Source organism: Kribbella sp. NPDC058693 (genome assembly GCF_042715335.1).
Lineage (GTDB): Bacteria > Actinomycetota > Actinomycetes > Propionibacteriales > Kribbellaceae > Kribbella > Kribbella jiaozuonensis.
In genome coordinates this window covers 1,590,610-1,606,875 of sequence record NZ_JBHXSQ010000002.1, presented here as the reverse complement: position 1 = coordinate 1,606,875, position 16,266 = coordinate 1,590,610, and the positions used below count along the sequence as shown (strand labels likewise).

Here is a 16,266-nt window from a genome sequence, read left to right as displayed (position 1 = left end):
GTTGGCGCCATGCTTCTCAGGATCTTCACCGAACCGCAGCAAGGCGCCTCGTACGACGACCTCCTGGCGGTCGCCCGCAAGACCGAAGAGAACGGGTTCGACGCGTTCTTCCGCTCGGACCACTACCTCGCCATGGGCGATCGCGACGGCCTGCCGGGCCCGACCGACTCCTGGATCACGCTCGCCGGCCTGGCCCGCGAGACCAGCAGGATCAAGCTCGGCACGCTGGTCAGCTCCGCCACGTTCCGCAACCCCGGCGTACTCGCGATCTCGGTCGCGCAGGTCGACCAGATGAGCGGCGGCCGCGCCGAGCTGGGCCTCGGCGCCGGCTGGTTCGAGGCCGAGCACAAGGCGTACGGCCTGACCTTCCCCGACACCCGCACGCGTTTCGAGCTGCTCGCCGAGCAGCTCGAGCTGATCACCGGCCTCTGGGACACGGCCGTAGGCGACAAGTACGAGTTCGCAGGCGAGCACTACCAACTGGAAAACTCCCCGGCGCTGCCGAAGCCCGTGCAGCAGCCGCACCCGCCGATCATCATCGGCGGCAGCGGCAAGAAGAAGACGCCGGCACTGGCCGCGAAGTACGCCGCCGAGTTCAACGCGAACTTCTGCTCGGTCGACGCCGCTGCCGAGCTGTACCAGCGCGTCCAAACCGCCTGCGAGGCGATCGGCCGCGACCCGAAGACGCTCACGCTCTCGACGGCCCACACCGTCGTCGTCGGCAAGGACGACGCCCAGGTGAAGCAGCGTGCCGACGCGATCGGCCGTGACGTCGACGACCTGAAGGCGAACGCCATCGCCGGTACGCCGGCCGAGGTCGTGGACCGCCTCAACCAGTTCGCCGCAGCCGGCTCGCAACGCCAGTACGTCCAGATCATGGACCTGCAGGACCTCGACCACCTGGACCTGATCGCGGCCGAGGTTCTGCCCCAGGTTTCCTAACGGAGTTGGCTCGATGTCGTGTATCTTGATGTCGAGAGAGTTTCCGGCCCGAGGTTAGGGGAACCTGACCTCGCGGCCGGTCAACGCGCTGGGCAGGATGGGCGCAGCGGACATAGGGACTGACAGAGGAGCGGGTTGATGGCGAGCGTCGACAGCTTCGGTGCCAAGGGGGCACTCGAGGTCAACGGGCAGTCGTACGAGATCTTCAGGCTGGCGGGTATCGAGGGTGCGGACACGCTGCCGTACTCGTTGAAGGTCCTGCTGGAGAACCTGCTGCGCACCGAGGACGGCGCGAACATCACCGCCGAGCACATCACCAAGCTCGGCAGCTGGGACGCGAACGCGGAGCCCGACACCGAGATCCAGTTCACCCCGGCCCGGGTGATCATGCAGGACTTCACCGGCGTCCCGTGCGTGGTCGACCTGGCCACGATGCGCGAGGCGGTCGGCGAGCTCGGCGGCGACCCGACCAAGATCAACCCGTTGGCGCCGGCCGAGCTGGTCATCGACCACTCGGTCATCACCGACGTCTTCGGCCGCGCTGACGCGTTCGAGCGCAACGTCGAGTTCGAGTACCAGCGCAACGGCGAGCGCTACCAGTTCCTCCGCTGGGGCCAGACCGCGTTCGACGACTTCAAGGTCGTCCCGCCGGGCACCGGCATCGTCCACCAGGTGAACATCGAGCACCTCGCCCGCACGGTCATGGTGCGTGACGGCGTCGCGTACCCCGACACCTGTGTCGGCACCGACAGCCACACCACGATGGTGAACGGCCTGGGCGTGCTCGGCTGGGGCGTCGGCGGTATCGAGGCCGAGGCGGCCATGCTCGGCCAGCCCGTGTCGATGCTGATCCCGAAGGTCGTCGGCTTCAAGCTGACCGGCTCGGTCCCGGCCGGCGCCACCGCGACCGACGTCGTGCTCACGATCACCCAGCAGCTGCGCAAGCACGGTGTGGTCGGCAAGTTCGTCGAGTTCTACGGCGAGGGTGTCGCGGCCGTGCCGCTGGCGAACCGCGCCACGATCGGCAACATGAGTCCGGAGTTCGGCTCCACCTGTGCGATCTTCCCGATCGACGACGTCACCCTGGAGTACCTGCGGCTGACCGGCCGCAGCGACCAGGACGTCGCGCTGGTCGAGGCGTACGCCAAGGAGCAGGGCCTGTGGCACGACCAGTCGGTCGAGCCGCGGTTCTCGGAGTACCTCGAGCTCGACCTGTCGACCGTCGTGCCGTCGATCGCCGGCCCGAAGCGTCCGCAGGACCGGGTCGCGCTGACCGAGGCCAAGGAGGCCTTCCGCGGCGCGCTGACCGACTACGCCACCGAGGAGCTGGACGTCGACCCGTCGGAGACCGGGAGCTTCCCGGCCAGCGACGCGCCGAACGGGCACGGTGACGTGAACGACGAGCCGCACGTGCCGCACGGCGGCCCGGGGCGTCCGTCGAAGAAGACCGCGATCTCCCTGAACGGCCAGGAGGTCGAGCTCGACCACGGCCACGTCGTGATCGCGAGCATCACCTCCTGCACCAACACGTCGAACCCGTCGGTGATGATGGCCGCCGCGTTGCTCGCGAAGAACGCGGTCGACAAGGGCCTGTCGAGCAAGCCGTGGGTGAAGACGTCGCTGGCGCCGGGTTCGAAGGTCGTCACGGACTACTACGAGAAGGCCGGCGTCACGCCGTACCTGGACAAGCTGGGATTCCAGCTGGTCGGTTACGGATGTACGACGTGCATCGGCAACTCGGGCCCGCTGCCCGAGGAGGTCTCGGCCGGCGTGCAGGAAGCCGACCTCGCCGTCGTGAGTGTGCTGTCCGGCAACCGGAACTTCGAGGGCCGGATCAACCCGGACGTGAAGATGAACTACCTGGCCAGCCCGCCGCTGGTGATCGCGTACGCGCTCGCCGGCACGATGGACTTCGACTTCGAGACCGATGCCCTGGGCAAGGACACCGACGGGAACGACGTGTTCCTGCGCGACATCTGGCCGGCTGCCGAGGACGTCGAGCGGGTGATCGCGAGCTCGATCAGCAAGGAGATGTTCACCAAGGACTACGCGGATGTCTTCGCCGGTGACGAGCGCTGGCAGTCGCTGCCGACGCCGGAGGGCAAGACGTTCGCCTGGGACGCCGAGTCGACGTACGTGCGGAAGCCTCCGTACTTCGAGGGTATGGCGAAGGACCCGTCGCCGGTCACCGATATCGCCGGTGCCCGCGTGCTGGCCAAGCTGGGCGACTCGGTCACCACCGACCACATCTCCCCGGCCGGCTCGATCAAGGCCGACAGCCCCGCGGGCAAGTACCTGGCCGACCACGGTGTCGAGCGCAAGGACTTCAACTCGTACGGTTCCCGCCGCGGCAACCACGAGGTGATGATTCGCGGCACGTTCGCGAACATCCGCCTGCGCAACCAGATCGCGCCGGGGACCGAGGGCGGCTTCACCCGCGACTTCACCAAGTCCGACGCGCCCGTGACGAGCATCTACGAGGCTGCCCAGGCGTACGCCGAAGCCGGGACGCCGCTGGTGATCCTGGCCGGCAAGGAGTACGGCTCGGGTTCGTCGCGTGACTGGGCCGCCAAGGGTACGGCGCTGCTCGGTGCGAAGGCCGTCATCACGGAGTCGTTCGAGCGCATCCACCGGTCGAACCTGATCGGCATGGGCGTGCTCCCGCTGCAGTACCCGGAGGGTGAGTCCGCGGAGTCGCTCGGACTGACCGGCGAGGAGACCTTCGACATCAGCGGCGTGACCGCGCTGAACGACGGCGACATCCCGCGCACGGTGCACGTGACCGTGACCGGCACGGACGGGGCGAAGAAGGAGTTCGACGCGGTCGTCCGGATCGACACTCCGGGTGAGGCCGACTACTACCGCAACGGCGGCATCCTGCAGTACGTACTGCGTTCGTTGATCGCGAGCTGACGGCGGCCGACGAGATGGAGCGTCGTACTGGAGAGGACGACGGCGTCGTCCGGTTCTGGCTCGACGAGGAGGGCTGGGGCGTCGTCGACTGCCCCAGCACCCCCGGCGGCTGCTGGACCCATTTCTCGGTGATCGAGGCCGAGGGATACCGGTCCCTGCCGCCGGGCAGCTCGGTCCGCGTCCGCTGGGAGTCGCCGGGCCAGGACGGCTACGACTACCGCGCCGAATGGGCCAAGCAGGCCTAGAACTGTCGGTGGCGCGCGGTTTACTGACTTCATGAGCGACAGGGAGTCACCGCGCGACGTCGTGCGTGCCGCGTGCGCGGAGTACGGCGAGGACGTGGTGATCGACTGGTGCGTTGCGTTCCTGAGTGGCGAGATCTCGGGGGAGGCGGCGTACGGCGTTGAGCTGCCGAAGCTGGTTGCGATCACGGGGTCGGACAACCCTGGTGGGTGGAAGGCGCCGGTTGATCCGGTCAACTACTACTGGATCCGGGTCTGGGCGGCCCGCGTGTTCCTGTACGTGTGGCGCGACGACGTCGTCGACACGTTGCTGGTCGCGGCGGGCGATCCGGCGTGGCGGGTTCGTGAGCATGTCGCGCGGATCACGGCGCAGCGCGAGCTCGGGCAGCTCGTCGACGCGCTGCTCCCGATGCTCGAGCATGAACTGCCGCGGGTTCGAGCGGCGGCCGTGCGGGCGGTCGGGGCGGCGGGGGAGTTCGAGCACGCGGAGGCGATCCGGCCGCTGGCCGACGACCCCGATCACAGCGTTCGCGTCGCCGTCGAGCGCGCACTGGCCAAACTGGAGGAACGCCTTGACCGAGCCGTCTGACGCCCACCCCAAGCCGACCGATGACCGGCCCGGGAGCGGGCTGAGCGGACCGATCTCGGCCCGGCTCGCGACGGCTGCGGACGGCGCGGCCGTCGGGGAGATTCATGCTGCGTCGTGGGGTGCGGCGTATGCGCCGATGTTCCCCGAGGACGTCGCCCGGGAGGGGGTCGAGAGCCGTAAGACCCGCTGGCACAAGCGGCTGGCCAGTGGTGAAGGGCTGGTGATGATCGGGTTCGTCGGCGACCGACCGCTCGCGATGTCGTGGTCGGTGCCGTCCGAGACTCGGCCTGAGTTTGCCGAGATCTACAGCTTCTACACGCACCCCGACGGCTGGGGGAGTGGAGTGTCGGCCGCGCTGATGACCAGCACGCTTCAGCAGCTACGCGCAGACGGCTTCAACCACGTTCACCTGTGGACGTTGCGCGACACCCCGCAGTCCCGCCGCTTCTACACGAAGGTCGGCTTCACCGAGACCGGCGCCACCCAGACCCGCGACTTCGGCGACGGCAACCCGCTCCCGCAGGTCGAGTACGAGCTAGCCGGCGAGAGCGGCGCGTAGCTTCCCGGCGTACTCCGCGGCTTCTGTCTCGTCGGCGTACTTCGTGCGCGGCCAGAAGAAGCCGCGCAGACCGTCGCCCTTGGTGCGGGGTACGACGTGGACGTGCAGGTGCGGCACGGACTGCGACACAACGTTGTTGACGGCAACGAACGACCCCTGCGCGTCGAACGCCGTACGCACCGCGTCGGCAACCGACCGGGCCGCGCCGAAGAGCGGCACCATCAGCCCGTCGGGCAACTCCACCAACGTCGCCACATGCGTGCGCGGCACCAGAAGCGTGTGCCCTTTGAACACCGGCCGGACATCGAGGAAGCCGACGACCTCCGGCGTGTCCAGCACGATCTGCGCCGGCGTCGTACCGGCGATGATCGAACAAAAGAGACAGTCAGCCACCCCGCCAACCTAACCCAGCTTCTCGTCGACGAAGCACCAGCGCCACGTCTCGCCTGGCTCGAAGCTGCGCATCACTGGGTGCTTCTCTGCGTCGTAGTGCTTGCTCGCGTGCTTCATCTCCGACGAGTCGCAGCATCCGACGTGACCGCAGCCCAGGCACAGCCGCAGGTGCACCCAGGAGGTGCCGTCGGCCATGCATTCCTCGCAGCCGTCCGGAGTGTTCGGCGCGACCACCACCGGTGCCTGGTCGAGGTGCTCGCACGCCCCGCCCGGCAGCAGTTTCGGCTTCAAGTCCTCCGAGCGCCCGCCGACGTCGTCGTCCTCGTCGCGGTCGAGGATCGACTCCTCGATGTCGAGCGCGTTCTGCGCCCGCTGCAGCACCTCGTCGGCGACCAGTCCGGCGTCGCGGACCTTCAGGATGTGCGTACGTTCCGCCTCGAGCATCGCGATCCGCAACCGCCGGTACGCCTCGCTCGGCGTCTCGTACTCGCTCTCCGGCCGCCCGAGCCGCTCCCACGCGGCCTGCGCCCGCGCCTCGCCCCGCTGCCGCAGTACGTCGAGCACGGCCGGCGGGTCCGACGGCGACGAGATCTCGTCGAGCTTCTCGATCGCGGCCCGATGAGCTCCTTGCAGTACGGCGGCCTCCTGCAGCGCGTCCTCGGCCGGATCCGGCCCGGGCAGACCCAACCGCCGTACCAGCCACGGCAATGTCGACCCTTGGACGAGCAGCGTGCCAGCAGTCACGGTCAGGGCGATGAACACGAGTACTTCGCGATGCGGCGTGCTCTCGGGCAGCGTGAACACCGCGGCCAGCGTGACCACACCGCGCATACCGGCCCAACACACCACGATCAGCGCCCGCCTCGAAACGGGGCCGGGGCGCGATGGACCGAGCACCCGCCGCGAGAGCAGCGTGGTCGGAATGATCCAGATCGGCCGCAGCAGAACCACCGCGAGGAACACCGCGATCGTGGCCGCCGCGATCAACCACGCCGGCAGCGGGCTGTTGCCGAGGGCGTCGAGGATCCAGCGCGTCTGCAGGCCGATCAGCAGGAAGACCATGTTTTCGAGCAGGAACTGGATCGTCCGCCAGTTGGTCCGCTCGGACATCCGCGACTTGGCCGACTGGATGATCGGTGCCTTGTGCCCGAGCAGCAGACCGGTGACGACGACGGACAGTACGCCGGACGCGTGCACGTAATGGTTCTCGGCCGCGATGTACGCGACGAACGGCGCGGTCAGGCTCAGCGTGGTGTCCAGGACCGGATCGGTGAACCGGCGGCGGATCTTCGCCAGGACGAACGCCACCACCACACCGATGAGCACACCGCCGCCGGCCGCGCGCAGGAAGTCCAGGGTGACGTGCAGGACGGTAGGCGCGACGATGGCTGCGGCGAGCGCCGTACGTAGACAGACGAGCGCGGTCGCGTCGTTCATCAGGCTCTCGCCCTCGAGGATCGTGACGATCCGGCGGGGGAGGCCGACGCGCTTGGCGATCGCAGTCGCGGCCACCGCATCCGGCGGCGCCACGACCGCGCCGATCGCGAACGCGGCCCAGAACGGCAGCGGCTCCTGGCCGATCGAGTCCGCGACCGCGCCGAGCAACCACCAGGCGACCAGGCCGACACCGAGCGCGGTGAAGGCGACCAGGCCGACGGACAGCAGACCGATCGACCGCCGGTGCTTGGTGAAGTCGACCAGGCTGGTCTTGATCGCGGCCGAGTACAGCAGCGGCGGCAGGAACCCGACCAGGACGACCTCGGGCGCGAGCTCGATCCGGGGGATGAACGGCAGGTACGACACGGCGATCCCGATGACCACCAGCAGCAGGGGAGCCGAGATCCCAATCCGTCGCGCCAGCGCGGCACCGGCCGCGACGACGGCGACGAGGGCCACGACCTCGATCGCGATATGCACGCGCACAGTGTCGCAGTGCACAGCGGATTTGCACTGCCTGGTTCGCCCACGGCTGAGTCCGGGGCTGGTCAGGCTGGCGGTGGTCCTCTAGCGTGTGAGCAGCCGATCACCAGGAGTGACTGATGCGTCGTCGTGTGCTTGCTCTTGCAGGTGTCGTTGCTCTCCTGTTGTCGCCCGTGGTTCCAGCGGCCGCCGACACCACGGTGGTCAACGGATGCGTCGCCTCGGTGCCCGAGCCCGGTACGACGACGCCCGTACGGATCTGCTACTCGCTCTTCAAACCGGCGACGGCCTCCGCGCAGCACACAGTGCCGCTGATCTTCCACAGCCACGGGTGGGGCGGCAGCCGTACGAAGGACTCTGCCGCGTTCAAGGACTGGCTCGACGCGGGGTTGGGAGTACTGAGCTTCGACCAGCGCAGCTTCGGCGAGAGCACGGGCGTCGCGCACGTGATGAACCCGGACTACGAGGGTCGCGATGTCGTCAAGCTCGTCGACCTGGTCGCCGGCCTCGACTGGGTGACGAAGCAGCGGCCGGGCGATCCGTTGATCGGCGCGATCGGCGGATCGTACGGCGGCGGGTACCAGTTCGCCGGGGCGTTCACCGAGTTGCGCGACAGCGGGCGGACCCGGTTCGACGCGCTCGCGCCGGAGGTCACCTGGTGGGACCTCAAGCAGAGCCTCGCGCCGCAGGAAGCCGCGCGGACCATGTGGTTGTCGATCCTGTTCGCGGGCGGCGGTACGCATCTCCCGCCTGCGGTCTCGGCGGCGTTCGTGGCGCTGATCGCGACCGGCGCGTGGCCGGCGGGGAAGGCGGGTCGGGACCTCGATGCGTTCTTCGCGCAGAACGGTCCGGCGTGGCACGTCGCGCAAGGCCGCAAGCTGGATCTGCCGGTCCTGTTCGGTCAGGGGGTCTCGGACAACCTCTTCAATCTCAATCAGGGCCTTGCGAACTTCGACCATGCGTTGACGTCACGAGCACGGGCGCGGTCGATCTTCGTCGGGTACAACGGCGGTCACACGTTGCCCAGCGTCGTACCGCCCGGCTATGCGACCGCGGGCGACCCGTGCTCGATCGCGCTCGGATCGCCGAACTTCGCGAGTCTCTCGATCCGCTTCATGGAACTCCAGCTCCTGCACAAGTCGACCGGTCTGACCGGCTTCGGCACCTACCACCTGTCGACCGCCGACGGTCGTTGCCTCACGCAACAGAAATTGACGCCGAACCAGAGTTATCGGCTCGGCAAGATCGTTGCCCCGACCGGCGTCGGTCTGCCCGTCAACCTGCCGATCGCCAAGGGCCCGCTGACAATCGCCGGTACGCCGACGCTGACGGCGCGCGTCTACACGGTGATCCCGCAGTCTGCGGCGTACTTCGCGCTGAGTGTCGGCAAGAGCCCGTTGACCGCGAAGATCGTGCAGAACAACACGATGCCGCTGCGCGAGAAGCATCCGGCGCGGGGAGTCTCACGCACGATCGAGCTGCCGGCGATCGCGGTCGACGTACCGGCCGGCCAGAATCTGTACCTCACCGTCGCCCCGGTCGCCGATATGTACGCCGGGCAGCGTGGACCCCTTCCGGGTGTGATGATGCTGAAGAACGGCACGCTGCGCATCCATTCGGTGAGGTAGGACGATGCTGGTCACGGAAACGTTCGAGTACGACGGGGGTCGGGACGTCACCGCGTATGTGCCGGCCGAGACGCCTGAAGCGGTCGTGTTCGCGGGGGATGGTCAGCTGATCTCGCAGTGGGGCGAGTTCCTCAATGCGGCGGACGACGTACCGCCGACGCTGCTCGTCGCTTCGCACCGCTTGGACGATGAGATGGAGCGGCTGCACGAGTACTCGCCCGGGTTCGAACCGGAGCGGTTCGCGGCGCACGAGAAGTTCTTCGTCGAGGATGTCCGCTCGTGGGTGCGAACGCGGTTTGATCTGGAGCTGCCGGCTGAGCGTACGGCGATCTTCGGCGTCTCGGCGAGCGGCGAACTGGCGCTCGCGATCGGGCTCCGCCATCCCGACCTCTACGGAACGATCTTCTGCGCGTCACCTGGCGGGGGATACCAGCCACCCGGGGACATGGGGAGCTCGCTGCCGCGCTCGTACTTCGTCGGCGGTACCGAGGAGCCGTGGTTCCTCGAGAACGCGACCCGCTGGGCCGACGCACTCCGCGACGCCGGCGCTGACGTCGTCATCACCGAGCGGCAAGGCGACCACGGCGACGACTTCTGGCGCCAGGAACTCCCGCTGATGGCCGCCTGGGCCTTCGCCTAACGAACCTTGTCGAGGTACGTCTTGTAGACGGTCAGGAACGGCTCCTCGGTCGACACCGCTTCCACCAGCCAGTCACACGTCTCGCGCGCGGTGGCGATCACGTCGGCCGGATACCCGTACTGCACCTGATGCTCGGCGAACTCGTCCTCATCGTCGATGAACACGTTCCCGTCCCGCCGCTTGATCACATCAAGATCCAGATCGATCATCGTCACCACATCGTCGGAGAACTCCACCGGCGTGGTGATGTCCGCATAGATCTCGGTGTACCGCGGCTCGTCGTTGAACAGCGCCGTGAACCACTTACCCCGCGGAAACAGCTGCACATGAGCCTGCTCCTGCGTCACCACCGGCTCATCACCCCGCTGCGACACAGATCCCGCCGCCGCCCCCAACCACACCCCGTACTCATCCTCCCCGAGAAACCGCATCCACTGATGCCAATGCAACTTCTCGTCGTACTTGCGGTACACCACCCGGACATCACGCATAACCCCAAACCTATCGGCCGAAAGGTGCGCCCACGGAGCAGCAGCCACCCTTCGGCCGATGTCGATGTGACTCCTGAGTACGGCGGAGTTGGTCGTCTTCGGGCTGGTCCGCGGTTTCTGCAGGTTCATGCAAGTTTGCGCTGGGGAGTGGACCGGTCGCGTAATGCGACCGAGCATGGTGTGGTGCCGGAAACCCCGACACGCGTGATCGGCCCTTGTCGGCTCAGGGGGGCTCCTAGCCGACGGGGGCCGGTTGCTGTCTCCCCAGGAGCTCGCGTGGGGGCAATAGCTCGTGCCGCCGGGATCAGTCGCCCGTCGGCCGCGGCAGTTCGCACCCTTGCGAAACGTGTCGCTTGCCCATCACGCATCGGCCGCACCACGGGGCGGTCACCGCGCGGCAGCGCGCACGGGTGTGGGCGATAGCCCGCAAGTCCGGCGGCAGCCGGAAGAACCCGGCGATAGCCGGAAGGGATGCTCGGGGCGATAGCCCCGGGGGTGGGTGGGGCGGCGCGTAGGACGGCGACGAAGGAGCCGCCCGTAGCTCCGCGAGGGCTGGCCGCAGTACCTCACATGCTTCGGATGAGTTCGAGGTATGGCTTGTAGGCGGTCGTGAAGGGTTCTGTGGTGGTGATGGTGGCGGCCAAGTGGTCGCACGTGGCCTGGGCGGTGGCTACTACCTGGGGTGGGTAGTTGTAGCGGACCTGGTGGGCATGGAATTCGTCTTCGTCCATGACGTGGACGGTGCCGTCGCGCAACAACCGGATATCCAGATCCAGATCGACCAGCGTCACCGAGTCGACGCCGAACTCCGCCGGCATGGTGATGTCGCAGTAGATGGCGGTCTGGTGCGGCTCGTCGTTGAAGAGCGCGCTCCACCACTGACCGCGCGGAAAGAGCCGGACCCGGTGGTGGTCGATGGTTTTCCAGCTGCCGTCAGCCCGCTGACCCTGGGTCCCGGGGACGGAGCCGACCCACAGCCCGTGCTCGTCCTCGCCGAGGCGGATTGCCTCGACGAGCCGATGCGGCTGCCCGTCGTACTTCTGGAACAGGGTCCTCACCAGGTCCATACCGATGACTCTAAGTGAGACGCACACCACGCCGAACCAGCGACTCCCGGGAAGCGTCTTGGAGTGTGAGATTGCCCAAGACCGGCTCAACGGCCCGTTTCCGAGTTCGGATTCCGGGCGAGGCGAGCATAGACTCAAGCATTCGAGAAAGACCTGCGGGAGGAGCTCGATGGGCGTGCTGGAGACGGTAGGAGGTCCGGCGGACCTCAAGAAGCTGACTAATCAGCAGCTCACCGATCTCGCGGCGGAGATCCGGGACGTGCTGGTCGAGACCGTGTCCCGGACCGGGGGTCACCTCGGCCCGAACCTGGGGATGGTCGAGATCACCCTGGCGATGCACCGCGTCTTCGACTCGCCCCGCGACCGCCTCGTCTTCGACGTCGGTCACCAGGCCTACGTGCACAAGCTGGTCACCGGCCGCGCACCGAAGTTCGACACGCTCCGTCAGCAGGGCGGCCTGTCCGGCTACCCCAGCCACGCCGAGTCCGAGCACGACATCATCGAGAACAGCCACGCCTCGACGGCTCTCTCGTACGCCGACGGCCTGGCCAAGGCGTACCGGCTGAACAAGGAGGACCGCCACGTCGTCGCCCTGATCGGCGACGGCGGCCTGACCGGCGGTATGGCCTGGGAGGCGCTGAACAACATCGCCGCCGCCAAGGACCTCAAGCTGGTCATCATCGTCAACGACAACGGCCGCTCGTACAGCGACACCGTCGGCGGCCTGGCGACGCACCTGACCACCCTGCGCACCAACCCGCGGTACGAGAAGGTCCTCGACCTGATCAAGAAGAACCTCGGCCGTACGCCGTACGTCGGCCCGCCGATGTACGAGGTGCTGCACGGGATCAAGAAGGGCCTGAAGGACATGCTCGCCCCGCAGGGCATGTTCGAGGACCTCGGCCTGAAGTACGTCGGACCCGTCGCCGGCCACGACCGTGAGGCGATGGAGGACGCGCTCCGCAGCGCGAAGGCGTTCGGCGGACCGGTGATCGTGCACGCGGTGACCAAGAAGGGCTTCGGGTACGCCGCCGCCGAGCAGGACGAGGAGGACAACTTCCACCAGGTCCGCCCGGCCAACAAGCCGCGCGGCTGGACGGACGTGTTCTCCGACGAGCTGATCAAGATCGGCCACCGCCGCCCGGACGTGGTCGCGGTCACGGCGGCGATGCTGCACCCGACCGGCCTGGCTGCGTTCGCGGACGAGTTCCCGGACCGGACCTTCGACGTCGGCATCGCCGAGCAGCATGCGGTGACGAGTGCGGCCGGTCTCGCGATGGGCGGTCTGCACCCGGTCGTCGCCATCTACGCGACGTTCCTCAACCGCGCCTTCGACCAGGTCCTCATGGACGTCGCTCTGCACAAGTGCGGCGTCACGTTCGCGCTGGATCGCGCCGGTGTCACGGGCGACGACGGCCCGAGCCACAACGGCATGTGGGACATGTCGATCCTCCAGGTCGTCCCCGGCCTCCGGCTGGCCGCGCCGCGCGACGGCAAGCGCGTGCAGGAGCTGCTCAACGAGGCAGTCGAGGTGGACGACGCCCCGACCGTACTGCGGTACTCGAAGGGCGAGGTCGGCCCGGACATCGAGGCGATCGACCGCATCGGCCAGCTGGACGTGCTCAAGCGGACCGGCGACGACGTACTGCTCGTCGGTATCGGCGCGATGGCGGCGACCGCGATGGACGTCGCGGATCGTCTCGAGGCGCACGGCTTCGGTGTCACCGTCGTCGACCCGCGCTGGGTGAAGCCCGTCGCGCCCGAGCTCGTCGAGCTGGCGGAGTACTTCAAGCTGGTCGCCACGATCGAGGACAACGGCCGGGCCGGTGGCTGCGGCTCGATGATCGCGCAGGCGGTTCGCGACGCGGGCATTGAGACCCCGATCCGCGATTTCGGCATCCCGCAGGAGTTCCTCCAGCACGCGAAGCGTCCCGCCGTACTGCAGGAGATCGGGCTGACCGGGCAGGAGCTGGCCCGCGAGATCACCGAACTGCTGTCGGAGCACCACGGCGACGCCCTCAATGCGCCCGACCCGGCGGGCGACCGCCCGGGCAACGCCTAGACAGCGTCACTGACCAGGACCCAGGACCGTGGCTGAGGCAGGGCGGCACAGTCGCCACGGTGGTGCCCGACGCCGGTCGGGCCGGGTCTGGCCGATCCTGTTGTCGCTTGTTCTGGTCGGAGCCGCGGTCGCCGGTGGACTCGCGCTGCATCGCTCGAGCCAGCACGCCGACGACGCCGCGGCCGGCGTGGCCAGTACGGCGAACGTCGACCTGGCTGCTCGCACCGCAGCCGTCGACGTCGTACTGAAGCGGCGCGCGCATGCCGTGCTGGCCGGCACCGAGACGGAGTTCCTGGCCGACGTCGACCCCGCCAACACACGGCTGCTCGCGAGCCAGCGGACCCTGTTCACGAACCTTCGCCAGTTCGGTTTCGCCAAGCTGAGCTACCAGCAGCTGGCCCAGCAGTACGACGACAGCGTCGTGCAGAGGGACGGCCCGACGACGTACCTCGTCGCCGTCGCGATGACGTACCAGATCCGCGGGATCGACCTCGTCCCGGTCCGGGCGATGCTCGGGTACACCTTCACCCAGCGCCCGAACGGGACGTGGATGCTGGTCTCGGACTCCGACATCGACAAGCGTCTCCCGCGCGGCTCGCACCAGGAGGCGTGGGACACCGGCCCGGTCCTGGTCAAGCGGGCGCCGCGCGTGCTCGTGGTCGTCGAGAAGGGCCAGGACGCGCTGGCGGCGAAGCTGATCACGATGTCCGTCAGCGCCGTGCAGGCGGTCAGCAAGAACTGGCCCGGCGGGTGGAAGGGCTCCGGTGTCGTGATCGCGCTCGACGACAAGACCGTTCGCGGCGCGGACTACACCCAGCCGAAGAACGCCGAGGACGCGATCGCGATGGCGACCTGGGTGTACCGCACGCTGCCCGGCGAGGTCACCGCCGCGGGGGAGCGGGCCGACTCGTACGTCGTGATCAACCCGTTCAACCGCAACAAGGTCGACGCCCGGACGCTCGCCCACGAGTTCACCCACGTCGCGACCGCGCCGTACGGTCCGTACGCGCCGCGCTGGCTGGTCGAGGGCGCCGCGACGTACATCGAGTTCCTGCCGATGACGGGGCAGACCAACCTGGCGATCCCGCAGTACCGGCAGGACGTCCGGACGAAGTACCTCGCGAAGGCGAAGGGTCTGCCGGCGGACGCGACGTTCTTCGACCAGGCCGACAGCTCGTACCCGATGTCCTGGCTCGCGCTCGACTACCTGTTCACGCGGTTCGGCGGGACCGAGGTCGGCACGCTGTACCGCGAACTCGCGGCGATGGGCTCTACCCAGAAGGAACGCGACCGGATCATGCTCGAACATATCGGGATGACCGAGTCGGGACTTTTCACTGCCCTGAAGGCTGCTGCGGCAGCATAAAGCGCGGTGGGTCGAGTAGGGTAGCCCGGCTGCGACCATCGGGTACTCGGAGGGGAACGACCCGAAGTGAGTGCAACGACGCCTGTTTCAGGGCCGCCCACCGGCCCCCGCCGCTGGCTGGGGCTCGTTCTGGCGGTGGCCCTTGTCTCGGGCGGCGTGGTGTACACCGTTGAAGAGCGCGAGCGCGACGCACGCAATCGTCCGACCGCGATCCAGACCGCCACACCGACTGCTCCGAAGGCGACGAAGCCCTCGCGGATCGCCGCGCAGATCGCCGCGCGCCGGGTCGCCGTCGACTCGATCCTGCTCCGCCGTGCGCAGGCCGTGCAGACCGGCAACGAGGCGCAGTTCCTGGCCGATGTGGATCCGGCCAACAAGAAGCTGCGGGCCGACCAGAAGGTCCTGTTCGCGAACCTGGTCGAGATCGGCTTCAGCGAGGTCGGCTACAGCCAGGCCGAGGAGCGTTTCAACCCGGCCGTGGTGCGTGCTCACGGCGGTACGACGTACCTCGTGCGGGTGCTGATGCGGTACCAGATCCCGAAGGTCGACTTCACGCCGGTGACGACCGAGCTCGGCTACACGTTCATCTCCAAGGCCGGCCGTTGGCTGCTCACCGACGACAACGATCTGGACAGCGATCTCGGTCCGGGCGCGCACCGCGAGGCGTGGGACCTGGGCCGGATCGAGGTGCAGCGCGGCCCGCGGGTGCTCGTGGTGGTCGAGAAGGGCGACACGAGGCGCGGGCGGGCGATCGTGGCCGCCGCGACCGAGGGCCTGAACGAGGTGACGGCGTACTGGCCGCGCAGATGGAACGGCTCGGTGCTCGTGGTCGCTCTCGACGAGACCGACGTACGCGATGCGCGGTTCGCCGACGAGGACATCGAGTCCGCGGCCAGCACCGGTTCGACGTTCTCCTCGCTGCCCGGTCAGGACACCGCTGACGGTACGGTCGCCGGCGGATACATCGTCGTCAACCCGAACGAGCGCGACCGCGTCGACGAGATCCTGCTGTCGCACGAGATCACCCATGTCGCCACCGCGGACCTCGGCGGATACGAACCACTCTGGCTGGCCGAAGGCGCTGCGGAGTACGTGTCCTGGAAGGGCATCGAGGCGATCAGCGGACCTGGTGAGGTCAGCAAATGGGAGCAGGAGGTGATCGACGAGGCGCTGCCGCAACTGTCCGCGCTGCCGAGCGACGCCGGCTTCTACCAGAACTCCGCCGACGTGTACGGCGTGAGCTGGCTCGCCGTCCGGTACCTCGTCCAGCGGATCGGACTCGACAAGGTCGAGGACCTGTACGAGGACATGGCGATGAACGGCACCGACCAGGCCGCGCGGGACCGGATCCTGATGGAACGCACCGGTCTCACCGAGGCGACGCTGTGGACGTCGTTGGCGACGTATACGCCGCAACGCTGAGTGGCGGTTTGACCTCGCGCTGTCAGAGAGGC

The 16,266-nt window shown here is 68.1% G+C and carries 14 protein-coding genes; 10 read left to right on the top strand and 4 right to left on the bottom strand.

The features are described 5' to 3' along the window. Nucleotides 1-9: 9 nt before the first annotated feature. The 5 genes from ACFWUU_RS17285 to ACFWUU_RS17265 all read left to right on the top strand — a co-directional run bounded on the left by ACFWUU_RS17285 (nucleotide 10) and on the right by ACFWUU_RS17265 (nucleotide 5,245). The gene (locus ACFWUU_RS17285; protein WP_380176696.1) at nucleotides 10-942 is read left to right on the top strand and encodes an LLM class F420-dependent oxidoreductase; all 933 of its coding nucleotides are present in this window, start codon (nucleotides 10-12) and stop codon (nucleotides 940-942) included. Between the two features lie 138 nt (nucleotides 943-1,080). After that, on the top strand, nucleotides 1,081-3,855 hold the full coding sequence (gene acnA / locus ACFWUU_RS17280) for an aconitate hydratase AcnA (protein WP_380176693.1): 2,775 nt from the start codon (nucleotides 1,081-1,083) through the stop codon (nucleotides 3,853-3,855). Nucleotides 3,856-3,869: 14 nt separating this feature from the next. Next, a complete protein-coding gene (locus tag ACFWUU_RS17275; RefSeq protein ID WP_380176691.1) occupies nucleotides 3,870-4,100 on the top strand; it encodes a cold shock domain-containing protein in 231 nt (76 codons plus the stop codon). Nucleotides 4,101-4,131: 31 nt separating this feature from the next. After that, complete coding sequence (locus ACFWUU_RS17270; protein WP_380176689.1) at nucleotides 4,132-4,686, top strand: HEAT repeat domain-containing protein; 555 nt, start codon at nucleotides 4,132-4,134, stop codon at nucleotides 4,684-4,686. Continuing rightward, on the top strand, nucleotides 4,670-5,245 hold the full coding sequence (locus tag ACFWUU_RS17265) for a GNAT family N-acetyltransferase (protein ID WP_380176687.1): 576 nt from the start codon (nucleotides 4,670-4,672) through the stop codon (nucleotides 5,243-5,245). Before ACFWUU_RS17270 ends, ACFWUU_RS17265 begins: the two co-directional genes overlap by 17 nt. Here the strand turns inward: ACFWUU_RS17265 and ACFWUU_RS17260 are convergent. Both ACFWUU_RS17260 and ACFWUU_RS17255 read right to left on the bottom strand, forming a co-directional pair. Then, entirely contained in the window at nucleotides 5,222-5,638 is a 417-nt protein-coding gene (locus ACFWUU_RS17260; RefSeq protein ID WP_380176685.1) for an HIT family protein, read from the bottom strand. The genes ACFWUU_RS17265 and ACFWUU_RS17260 overlap by 24 nt on opposite strands. A gap of 9 nt (nucleotides 5,639-5,647) precedes the next feature. After that, a complete protein-coding gene (locus ACFWUU_RS17255) occupies nucleotides 5,648-7,555 on the bottom strand; it encodes a Na+/H+ antiporter (protein WP_380176683.1) in 1,908 nt (635 codons plus the stop codon). A gap of 122 nt (nucleotides 7,556-7,677) precedes the next feature. On the opposite strand from ACFWUU_RS17255, the gene ACFWUU_RS17250 reads away from it, so the two are divergent. Beyond that, complete coding sequence (locus ACFWUU_RS17250) at nucleotides 7,678-9,186, top strand: CocE/NonD family hydrolase (RefSeq protein WP_380176681.1); 1,509 nt, start codon at nucleotides 7,678-7,680, stop codon at nucleotides 9,184-9,186. Nucleotides 9,187-9,190: 4 nt separating this feature from the next. Next, on the top strand, nucleotides 9,191-9,826 hold the full coding sequence (locus ACFWUU_RS17245; RefSeq protein WP_380176679.1) for an alpha/beta hydrolase: 636 nt from the start codon (nucleotides 9,191-9,193) through the stop codon (nucleotides 9,824-9,826). On the opposite strand, the gene ACFWUU_RS17240 is transcribed toward ACFWUU_RS17245, so the two are convergent. Then, complete coding sequence (locus ACFWUU_RS17240; protein WP_380176677.1) at nucleotides 9,823-10,317, bottom strand: DUF402 domain-containing protein; 495 nt, start codon at nucleotides 10,315-10,317, stop codon at nucleotides 9,823-9,825. The genes ACFWUU_RS17245 and ACFWUU_RS17240 overlap by 4 nt on opposite strands. Nucleotides 10,318-10,883: 566 nt before the next feature. Further along, entirely contained in the window at nucleotides 10,884-11,384 is a 501-nt protein-coding gene (locus ACFWUU_RS17235) for a DUF402 domain-containing protein (protein WP_137254830.1), read from the bottom strand. A gap of 169 nt (nucleotides 11,385-11,553) precedes the next feature. Between ACFWUU_RS17235 and dxs the strand changes: the two genes are divergently transcribed. The 3 genes from dxs (at nucleotide 11,554) to ACFWUU_RS17220 (ending at nucleotide 16,234) form a co-directional block, all read left to right on the top strand. Then, nucleotides 11,554-13,446, top strand: a complete 1,893-nt coding sequence (dxs, locus tag ACFWUU_RS17230) for a 1-deoxy-D-xylulose-5-phosphate synthase (RefSeq protein ID WP_380176675.1) — start codon at nucleotides 11,554-11,556, stop codon at nucleotides 13,444-13,446. Between the two features lie 28 nt (nucleotides 13,447-13,474). Next, complete coding sequence (locus ACFWUU_RS17225; protein WP_380176673.1) at nucleotides 13,475-14,812, top strand: hypothetical protein; 1,338 nt, start codon at nucleotides 13,475-13,477, stop codon at nucleotides 14,810-14,812. A 135-nt stretch (nucleotides 14,813-14,947) separates the two neighbouring features. Next, a complete protein-coding gene (locus ACFWUU_RS17220) occupies nucleotides 14,948-16,234 on the top strand; it encodes a hypothetical protein (RefSeq protein ID WP_380176671.1) in 1,287 nt (428 codons plus the stop codon). The last annotated feature ends 32 nt before the right edge of the window (nucleotides 16,235-16,266 follow it).